At 34.8% G+C, this 9,542-nt stretch carries 11 protein-coding genes and 1 tRNA gene; 4 read left to right on the forward strand and 8 right to left on the reverse strand.

Features of this window, described 5'->3' with window-relative positions:
- Positions 1-31 precede the first annotated feature (31 nt).
- Entirely contained in the window at positions 32-2,668 is a 2,637-nt protein-coding gene (locus A6M55_RS12535; RefSeq protein ID WP_064197934.1) for a VPS10 domain-containing protein, read from the forward strand.
- A 97-nt stretch (positions 2,669-2,765) separates the two neighbouring features.
- Positions 2,766-2,951, forward strand: a complete 186-nt coding sequence (locus tag A6M55_RS12540) for a hypothetical protein (protein ID WP_064197935.1) — start codon at positions 2,766-2,768, stop codon at positions 2,949-2,951.
- Here A6M55_RS12540 and A6M55_RS12545 read toward each other — a convergent pair.
- From A6M55_RS12545 to A6M55_RS12555, 3 genes are all read right to left on the reverse strand, one after another.
- Positions 2,948-3,565: a lysoplasmalogenase family protein gene (locus tag A6M55_RS12545; RefSeq protein ID WP_197491704.1), complete on the reverse strand. Its 618-nt coding sequence runs from the start codon at positions 3,563-3,565 to the stop codon at positions 2,948-2,950. The genes A6M55_RS12540 and A6M55_RS12545 overlap by 4 nt on opposite strands.
- 319 nt (positions 3,566-3,884) lie before the next feature.
- Positions 3,885-4,373, reverse strand: coding sequence for a YcxB family protein (locus A6M55_RS12550; protein ID WP_064197937.1), 489 nt, complete (start codon positions 4,371-4,373; stop codon positions 3,885-3,887).
- A 302-nt stretch (positions 4,374-4,675) separates the two neighbouring features.
- Positions 4,676-5,113 (reverse strand): DUF4783 domain-containing protein, encoded by a 438-nt coding sequence (locus A6M55_RS12555; RefSeq protein ID WP_082893013.1) that lies wholly within the window; start codon positions 5,111-5,113, stop codon positions 4,676-4,678.
- Positions 5,114-5,318: 205 nt separating this feature from the next.
- Here A6M55_RS12555 and A6M55_RS12560 point away from each other — a divergent pair, with 205 nt between their 5' ends.
- Together A6M55_RS12560 and gldD are read left to right on the forward strand one after the other, a co-directional pair.
- Positions 5,319-5,819: a phosphoribosyltransferase family protein gene (locus A6M55_RS12560; RefSeq protein ID WP_064197938.1), complete on the forward strand. Its 501-nt coding sequence runs from the start codon at positions 5,319-5,321 to the stop codon at positions 5,817-5,819.
- A 13-nt stretch (positions 5,820-5,832) separates the two neighbouring features.
- Positions 5,833-6,429 carry a gliding motility lipoprotein GldD gene (gene gldD / locus A6M55_RS12565; protein WP_064197939.1) on the forward strand — a complete coding sequence of 199 codons (597 nt, stop codon included), beginning with the start codon at positions 5,833-5,835 and terminating at the stop codon, positions 6,427-6,429.
- Here the strand turns inward: gldD and A6M55_RS12570 are convergent, their stop codons facing one another.
- The 5 genes from A6M55_RS12570 to A6M55_RS12590 form a co-directional block, all read right to left on the reverse strand.
- The gene (locus A6M55_RS12570) at positions 6,430-6,978 is read right to left on the reverse strand and encodes a YceI family protein (protein WP_064197940.1); all 549 of its coding nucleotides are present in this window, start codon (positions 6,976-6,978) and stop codon (positions 6,430-6,432) included. It abuts the gene before it with no gap.
- A 59-nt stretch (positions 6,979-7,037) separates the two neighbouring features.
- Entirely contained in the window at positions 7,038-7,592 is a 555-nt protein-coding gene (locus tag A6M55_RS12575) for a YceI family protein (RefSeq protein WP_064197941.1), read from the reverse strand.
- 30 nt (positions 7,593-7,622) lie between these two features.
- On the reverse strand, positions 7,623-8,264 hold the full coding sequence (locus tag A6M55_RS12580) for a hypothetical protein (RefSeq protein WP_064197948.1): 642 nt from the start codon (positions 8,262-8,264) through the stop codon (positions 7,623-7,625).
- A 357-nt stretch (positions 8,265-8,621) separates the two neighbouring features.
- A complete protein-coding gene (locus tag A6M55_RS12585; RefSeq protein ID WP_064197942.1) occupies positions 8,622-9,119 on the reverse strand; it encodes a ubiquinol-cytochrome c reductase iron-sulfur subunit in 498 nt (165 codons plus the stop codon).
- Between the two features lie 252 nt (positions 9,120-9,371).
- A tRNA-Glu gene (locus A6M55_RS12590) sits at positions 9,372-9,443 on the reverse strand.
- Positions 9,444-9,542 lie beyond the last annotated feature (99 nt).

Here is a 9,542-nt window from a genome sequence, read left to right on the forward strand (position 1 = left end):
TTGACTGATGCTTACTTAATTTTTCTTTTTCATGAAAAGAGCCTTTACGTTATTCTTTTTTTCTATTAGCTTCGCTTTAATGGCTCAGACCATTCCTGAGAGAGTTCCGACTTTAGACGAATCGAAGAACCTTTTTCAACACGAAGAGAGGTTTAGAGATTGGCTCTTTCAACAACCTAAAGGTACTCGTGGATGGAAATGGATGGCTCGCTACGAACATGAACTTCTAAGAAGAATTGATACAACTGGCTCAATGCCGTCAAATGAAGTTTTACTCAGTACTAATCAAACTATTGAAAATCTTAGAAAAAACGACAGAAATTCACGCAAAAAAACATCTTCTTGGATTCCTTCTGGGCCTTATGGTAGCCAAGAACTATTCGGCATTGGCCGAGTAAACTGTATTGCATTTCACCCAAAAGATAGCTTGACTTTCTATATCGGTTTTGGTCAAGGAGGAATTTGGAAAACTATCAATGGTGGAGAATCATATACGCCACTGGGCGATAATTTACCTATTTTAAGAATCAGTGGTATTACTCTTGACCCCAATAATCCTGAAATTATCTACATTTCATTGGCGGATTTCGCCTACATTGGCTATGACCTTTACACTGCCGATCGAAAACGGAATACTTACTACGGAATCGGTGTTTGGAAGAGTACTAATGGAGGACAAACTTGGCAACAAACTGGACTAAAAAACCAACTCTCAGAAGGTATTAACTCAATTACTCGAACTATTTGGGTAAATCCACAAAATTCTAAGGAGGTCGTAGTGGTTGGTACAAAAGGTATTTTCAAGTCGTTTGATGGTGGAGAATCATGGTCGAATAAAGTCTTAGATAAAATGACATCTTCACTCGTACAGCATCCTACCAACTCAAATATTCTTTTTGCTTCTGCCGTTTATGTGGCAAGTACTAAGCAAGGAGAAGCGGGAATATGGAAGTCGGAAGATGCCGGAAATACTTGGCGATATTTGTCAACAGGTATCGGTAAAACAAATGTGCAACGAGTAGAGGTCGCTATTTCACCCACAAATCCTAACCTCATCTATGCCGTAAGCTGTGATGTCAATAATGGTTTTGAAGGCTTTTATCGTAGTTCTGATATTGGAGAAACTTGGCAAAAATCAGCCTTTCGAGGCAACCTACTTTCTACTTCTTATAATTCAAGTGGTGGACAAGGTTTTTATGACTTGTGTATTATGGTGCATCCTACTAAAGCACAAACCGTCTATGTTGGAGGCTTAATACTGAACGAAACAAACGATGGCGGCACCACATGGCGTCAAGCTACGGGTTATGACACGATTCACCCTGACCAGCACGCTTTTGGCTATAATCCACTTAACAAAACAATTTATTTGTGTAATGATGGAGGAGTTTACGCCACCAAAGAAATCATTCCCAGTACGATTGCCAACCTATCTTGGAAATTCGTATCGACAGGTGTAAATGCTACTTCGTGTTATCGACTTGGCCTTTCGTCAGATGGTAAAAAAATTCTGACAGGAGCTCAAGATAATAATATGTTTTTGACGCAAGACGAAAAACCGTGGACAAACGAATTTGATGGTGATGGAATGGAAGGTGCTTTCAGTAAAAACTATATTTATGGTTCTTCTCAATATGGTTTTATTAGTTTTTTTGACCTCAATGATAGCCGAAAAAGGCAGATTCCTGTATTTCCACCAGCTACCAATAACGATACTGGAGAATGGACAACCCCATTTGTGATTAATGAAAAGAGTAATCAAGTAATTATTGCGGGCGGAAATGTACATAAATTAGACATCGCTCAGGATAGATCTCAACTCAAAACCATCTCAAATTTCAGAATTTACGGCACAACTCGCTATCCACAAGTTTCAACGGCTTTGGCTGTACCGAAATCTGATGCCAATATTATTTATATAGCAAAGAAGGCAACGCCAATCCAAAAACAGTCGGCAGAGCTTTGGCGAACTGTTAATAATGGTGCATTTTGGGAAAATATCACGAACGATATTTATAAAGATTCTTACATAACTTATCTTACAGTAGATGATAATCATCCCGAACGTATTTGGGCTACTTTAAGTAATTTTGAAGAAAACAAGAAAGTTTTCTATTCGAGTAATGGTGGGAAAAATTGGGAGAATATTAGCTATAATTTGCCAAATCTTCCTGCAAATACCATTGTTTATCAATCAGATGACGAAACTGATATTCTATATGTAGGTATGGATATTGGGGTTTATTATATGGTTGAAGGTACAAAAGAATGGAAACCATTGATGAATAATTTACCCAACGTAATTGTTCATGAACTTGAAATAAATACCGAAACAAAAAAGCTTTATGCAGCTACCTTTGGTCGAGGTATTTGGGTAACGGATTTACTCAACGAAAAGTCTTCTCAATCAGCTGATTTTTATGAGATGGAAGTTATCCTTTCTCCCAATCCGAATAATGGTATTTTTACTCTTCAAGCCAACTACAATGAGATTGAAAAAATACAAATAATTGATATTCAGGGGAGAATTAGGTATGAAGAAAATTTGAAGCTTAAAGCTTTAAAATTCGGCAAAAATTTTGAAGTAAAAAACTTACAGTCAGGCATTTACTTCATTAGACTTTCATCTGGCAATTTTAGCAAAGTTATAAAAATGGCCGTTAATTAAATCAATTTCATATCCTCTTGATAAGTATAATTACCCAAATCAAGCATTGGCATTGATATTGTAGTTAAAATCCAGCACTATTTAAACTACAAAAACGATGCAAGAGTATATCCAAATTCCGACTGAATACATCGAGCAAATACTCGAAAAAACCACTGGAGTAAGACCAAATCTCCAAGATGAGTTGATTTATTTACGCACTTCTCTAAATTATCTCCGAGAAGGAATGAATGTTGAAGAAGCCATTGACTTAGCCACGATTGATTATCTAATGGCAAGCTAATTTTTACTCAGATTTTGATTATACAGAATACTCTCAACGAGCAAAAATTGCGAGGTCGCATAAAGCACAAAATATATACCTATTCCATAGCTGAAATGTCGATACAATAAGTTGAAGGCTAACCACAGATTAGACATAACCAATAAGAAAACCCCTGCAAAACCCATAAAAAATGCTTTAGACGGTATTGGTCGAAAATAAGCCATCCAACAAAGCACCATCATTTGGGTAGAATAGACAAAACTTAATACAAGAAGACTATTAGGTGTATAAGTAATCAGAAAATAAGCTAAACCTAAAAAAAATAGAATTGTAAGTATAATTATTTTCCAGTCTTTGATTACTGAAGAAAAAGCGGGCAAAAAACTACCTTCGGTTCTAAAAATATTGATATACATAAATTGGGTTAAGTAAAACCCAACTGTATTGATAAACATCAATAATTGATAGTCTTTAAAAAATAGGAGAAGGAGCCCACCAGTTGCTGTAAAAAGTAGAGCTTCAATTAAATACAAATCAACCAGATCAAATTTTGCTTTCTTATTCTTATATTGAATGGTATAAAAAACCAGAATTATATTAAAAAACGATTCTAATCCTCCTATTTTTTTCATGATATCTCGTTCTTGAAAGAAATCAAAAAAAAATAAAGCAGAAATAAAACCGTAATACATCAAAAGGAAAGCTTTTTTCATGTCAGTAACAATATACTACTCATCATAATCGAAGAGAACCTTTCTTATATTCATCATGTAATAATAAGAAAATTAAGCGAAAAACATGCAGCTTAATGAATATTATTACTTATAAAATTGTTAGGCTGCTACTAACACTTGGCAAACATCAATCAATACAAGACATTTAGCATTTATGAGCTAATTAAAAGGCATTTAGTTTATTTTTCCATATTCTAAATACCTTTTAATTAGTAAATTATAGAAGTTCTTTACGCTTCAAGATTGATTCAAATAATTTCAAATCATGCTCACTATTAAAAACTGTAAATGGAAAGCGTAAAAATTGACCTTTACCGATGATTAATAAAAAAGCATCAGCCATTCGTTCAGCCGATTGAATACTTTCCCATTTCATAATTCCACCTTCTTTTTGATTGATTTTAACTAAAATTTGGCGGCTATCAATTTCGTACATAAACTTGTCGAACATTTGTTTGTTTTGCTCCATTTGTGAGGCCGCATAAAATTGTGCATACCAAAACAACACATAAAGACCACCACCCACTACGGATACTACTGGAATCCACCAGTTTTTGTATGCTCCCGTGAAATGAAGAACCAAACCCAATAAAAAAATAGCCGCTGGAATCAACAACCATTTCCACTCGTTTTTCATGTGACGCTTAAACGAAATACTCACATATTCTTTGGGGTCTAAGGCAAATTTTTTAGTTTTTACTATCATCTTATTTTATTGTCATTAAATACTCAATCGGTGCTTCAATATCTGTCTAATTTTTGATATTCTCTTTATTTTTTTAATTCCAAGAAATCATTTTCAGTTTGTTTGCCTTGTTTTTAAATTATCAACACAACATAATCTCCTGTCTATCAGCAAATTAAACATAAAGCATTTAACATTGATCATTATGTATAAACACTCACTTATGATTTGAAAACACAAAAATAGAAAAAGGCTCTGACAATTTCAGAGCCTTTCCTATTATTTTGTGATAAGTATCTATAAAATTCGTAAGTAGAGCAATATCACCCCTCTCTAAACTGAATCGTATCAATCACATATTTGTTGGCATCAGCACGACGAACCAAGATATAAACCAAGAAATCTTTGTTTCGACTGCGATACGTGCCTACACTGTAACGAAGGTCAGCGTTAGATGCTCCTTGATAAACATACTGAAATGCCAATGGAGGATTTTTTTGAAAGAACGATTTAAAAATCTGTTCTGCTTGTTGTGCTGAAATTTTTTGGAAGTCGATTTTTTCTGAATCTATCACCAGTTCAACTTGCTGGTTTAGACAACTTGCCAACATTCGAGGGTTTCCACCTCTAAACGACATCCTGATTCTGTCAGCCAACTCATTATCTTCTCTTCTTCTCTTGGTGTCATCATCATTTGGACGTGTGGCACTCGTAAGAAAAATGAAAACGATTGCTGACATTAAGTATTTCATGAACTTCATAATGATTAAGTTTTGACTATCTTTGTTCGTTAATATTATTTACTAAAGTCATTTGCACAAACTATGCCAAAAAATCACTAAACGGATACGTTTTTTCATATTGGATCAGTCCAAAAGAGCTTCAAAGTAGTAATATCAAAATTCAAACCAATTATTTTGTTTTTAAATCTTAGGCACAATAAATCAAGTATAAAAAGTTTATTTTATGTCAAATCAGTTATTAAATAAGACCCAAACTCTTCAAAAAATTCGTAGAATTGCCTATCAAGTTTATGAACAAAACTTTGAAGAATCCTCGATAATTATTGCAGGAATCAATGGAGAAGGCTACACTTTTGCAGAAATCTTAGTAGAAGAATTGAAACAAATCTCAGAAATTGATATTTATATCGCACGTGTATCTTTTGATAAACAAGCAACCGAACAACCAGAAATAAATATTGAAAGTAAAGTAGATACTTTTCGCAATAAAAACATCGTTTTATGTGATGATGTACTCAATACCGGGAAAACTTTGGCATTTAGTTTGCGTCCCTTTTTGAGTATTCCAATCAAAAAAATACAAGTTGCCGTAATCGTTGACCGCAACCATCCTAATTTTCCGATGGCGGCAGATTACGTTGGATATTCGCTTTCAACAACTCTCAATGAGCATATTCAGGTAATTTTGAGCGACGAAGAAAAAACAGGAGTTTATATTTATTAAGAAAAAGTATTCTATGCACCAAATACAGGTTGTGAAAATAGTAATAGTTATGATTGTTGGCATTTGGCTCGGAAGCTGCAAAAACTCAGACCAAGAATATTCGCCAAAACCTCGGGGATTTAATCGAATTGATTTGCCTCCGCATCAATATCAAACATTACCGAACGAACACCCCTATACCTTTGAGTACTCAAAGGAAGCAATTATTCAGCTTGATACTTTCAAAAAAGCCGAACCGCACTGGATAATTGTTTATTATCCAAAACTAAATACGCGTATCCAGTTTACGTACAAGCCCGTCAAAAATGACTTCAGCAGACTACAAAACATGATGGGTGATGCAGCTAAATTGGCATTTAACCACGATAAAAAAGCTTATTCGATAACAGATAAGATTTTGACTACGAAAAGTGGAAAACGAGCAGTTATTTTTGAATTAGAAGGCGAAGTGCCAAGTCCTTACCAGTTTTTTGTGACTGATAGCACCAAACATTACCTCAGAGGAGCTGTATATTTGATGACAGCGACTGAAAATGATTCATTGAAGCCAATCATTGATTACGTCAAAATTGACTCAAGACATATTCTTGAAACGCTTAAATGGCAATAACTACAACTTATAGATAAATTTAAACTTAAAGTGTAGCATATCGTCGGTCTTCATACCAAATAATGATGGTCGCTCAACTTTATAATCAGTGAGCGACACATCAAATTTTCCTTCAAAGACCAATTTATTTACAAAATCTTCACGAGAAGCAATAATTGTCATTGGCTTGGTTATACCATGAAACGTCAGATTCCCTTCCACGGTTAGCATCTCGGCTACGGCCTTTATTTTTGTACTAACAAACGTTACCTTTGGGTATTTTAGAGCTTCTAAAACCTCTAAAGCATGTGAATCTCGATTCGGATTTCCACTATCAAACGATTGTACTTTTAACGATACCGCTACCTGTTCAATCCCTTTCGTTACTTTATTATAGACTACTATCGCATTTACGTCTTTACAGACAGCCTCCCAATCATGCATGGGGTGTTTCATTTCGTAAGTAATCGCCGAAACACTTTTATCGGCAAAAATCTTAGTCAAATCTTGCTGTGAAAAAGCCATTAATGGAAGTAAAATAGCTACGAGGATCTTTGAGAGCGTTTTCATTGCAGTTCTTTAATGTTTATTTTAAAAATCGGAATAACAGAAGTAAATTCGTCATTTCCTCACTTTATATTGAAACTCAAATTAAACTTTAAATTGATAAAATCTTCAGTTTTTACACCAAAGAGCGAAGGTCTATCTACCTTATAATCAGACAACAAAACATCAAATTTGCCTTCAAAAGTCATTTTATTGGCTGTGTCATTTCGGTTTGCAGTAATCGTAATCGCCTTCGTAATGCCATGAAAAGTTAGATTTCCATCAATACTAAGGACATTTCCATTTGGTTTGACTTTTGTACTAACAAAAGTCACTTTCGGAAACTTTAAACCTTCTAATACCTCCAATGCGTGTGAGTCACGGTTAGAGTTTCCACTATCAAACGAATCTACTTTAAGCGAAACCACCACTTGATCAACGCTCTTGGTTGCTTTATTATACACTATCACGGCATTTACGTCTTTCGAGCCCCCCTCCCAGTCGTGCATTGGGTGTTTCATGGCATAAATTACCTTTGAAACGCTTTTATCGGCAAATATCTTATTTACATCTTGTTGCTGTGCGACTCCCAAAAAAGAAATCAGCGACAAAACAAGGCAACTATATCTTAGTTTCATTGATTAGTATCAAAAATGTGAGAGTTGAGTCTAAAACTCAAATTTAATCATTGCGATTGCGGCCAAGTAGCCTCCAACTGCAGTATAAGCAGCGGCACGGTGATAAGGCTTTAATTTATAATTATCACTAATTCGAGGACCCAAGACGTTGGTAGCAATCATAGCAGAAAGATGCACATAAGACAAATATCTATGAACCTTAATATTGCTGATACCTTTTCTGTTTAGCATCGCAGGAGGGGCTGTAAAGGCCATTAAAGCCGTTGTTGCATAGCCAATGTTTACACCTGTTGCTACTGCTCCGTGAGTCTTCTTAAGTTTATCACTGTATGTTTCATTTTTATACAAACGAGAGCCTAAAATTCCTTGTGTAATCATACCAGCTGCTGTAATAAAACCCAGTGTTTGATGGATTTTAAACATATTTCTACGAATCTTTAATTCTCGCTCACGATTTTCGAGTGTTAGCTTCGGAGCAATTCCAGTTCTTCGATATAGCCCATGCTCACCCCAAAAAAGCCTTTGAGATAAAAGCATTCGTTTGGGCAGTAATTCCGTTTTTGCAGTTCCTGCATCCAAATCGTTTAAAAGACTATCGGCATCGGTCTGGGCAAGAGCTTGATTTATAATTGCAGAAGATACGAATAACAGCAATACAAGAATTTTCTTCATGATAATTAATAAGGTATAAAAGTTTAGAAAAGGAATATAAAAAGAAAGCCAAAAAATTTGGCTTCCTTTATTCATCAAAACACATACCCCTAAACAATAATTACTATATGTATTTGAAAAACACTTAAAACTTTGTTTATGTAATTTTCCAGTTTACATAAATAACTAAAGAAATGACTAGGGTAAACTACGCTGTAACTCAATATAATGTTACAGACTTAGATATCTTTAAATAAATTTACCAGTTTACTGTAATCTATTTCTATAATTACTAATTACATATACGTCAAATTAAAAACAATGGATTTATGTTTTCCAAAATTTCTACATATTTGCTGAGAAATTTAGAATAGGGTATTAAGCTTTGATTTTTAAGGAATTTCCGCTGTTTAAAAGTTCAGTCTTATACACAGTAAGAGCTTTTGTGGCTGGGTCATTTTGCACAGAACCGTCGATTTTAAATTGTGAACCATGATTAGGACACAGAAAATCGTTTGTACCACTTCTATAATTAATTGTCGTACCTTGATGTGTACAAACTTTTGATAAGGCCACAAATGTTCCCTTAGCATTAACGATAATAATGTCGGCTACATAAGTAAACTCGCCTGCGGTTTTTAGCTTCGAAAAATTAGCATTAGTCAAATCAATCGTAAAATCAATTGCACCAGATGTTGTCCCTGTTACGCCTGAATTTGTAGAACCTGTACTACCACCAGTCGTTGGAGTTGGTTCTGCCTCGTCTTTTGAGCATGATGTGAGTCCCGTACCCAAACAATAAAATGACATTAATGCCGCACTACTCAGCCCAAGTTGCTTCAAAAATTGGCCTCTACTTAATTGTGATGTTTCCATAAAGAAAAGTAAATTTAGGATAAATTTAAGACTCGATAACAATAATAGATTTATCTTTTTAAATGGCCATTATAAAAGAATTCTCTTTGTTTATTGTCAGATACGAGAATAAATCAAGCAAGGTTGCAGAAGTGATGAAAACTTTTTTGTAAAAATTTAAGAAGGAGTGAAATTGAAGATAGCATTAAAAGAAAACGCCCGATAATTAGAAAATTATCAGGCGTTAACGATTTTTTAATCGCAGCGACTTCGTGACCCTACGGGGAATCGAACCCCGGTTTAATCCGTGAAAGGGACTTGTCCTAACCGCTAGACGATAGGGCCGACTGGTTCCATTTATCGTCTGCGTTAGCGAATTGTGGTGCAAAAGTACGGCAATAATTTTAATGTGCAATAGCACACTTCAAAAAAAGTTTAAAATAA

The organism is Emticicia sp. MM (assembly GCF_001649495.1).